At 66.0% G+C, this 253-nt stretch carries 1 pseudogene; it reads right to left on the bottom strand.

Annotation, left to right across the window (positions count from 1 at the left end):
- Window positions 1–121: pseudogene (locus VRZ08_RS25075) on the bottom strand (chemotaxis protein CheW); the annotation flags it as partial.
- Window positions 122–253: the final 132 nt, after the last annotated feature.

Raw genomic sequence — 253 nt, 5'->3', positions numbered from 1 at the left:
GCCGTTCCGGCATGAACACGTCCTGCACCCGGCTGATCGGCAAACCGAACAGCTGGCCGCCGATCATCGCGGTGGCGAACTGGGTGGTGTTGCCGCTGATCGCGTCGATGGTGCGGCTCATCGCGGGGGTGTCCTTCCTGGTCTCGCTCATGCCGCCTGCTCCAGCACTTCGGGCGTCGCATGCATCGTGGTCTGCTCCTTCAGCGCCGCGATCAGGCCGGGCCGGTCGAACTTGGCGATGTAGTCGGTCAGA

The organism is Rhodopseudomonas sp. G2_2311 (genome assembly GCF_047501505.1).
Classification (GTDB): domain Bacteria; phylum Pseudomonadota; class Alphaproteobacteria; order Rhizobiales; family Xanthobacteraceae; genus Rhodopseudomonas; species Rhodopseudomonas palustris_H.
The sequence above is the reverse complement of the archived record's forward strand: the minus strand, read 5'-3'. Positions and strand labels throughout refer to the sequence as shown.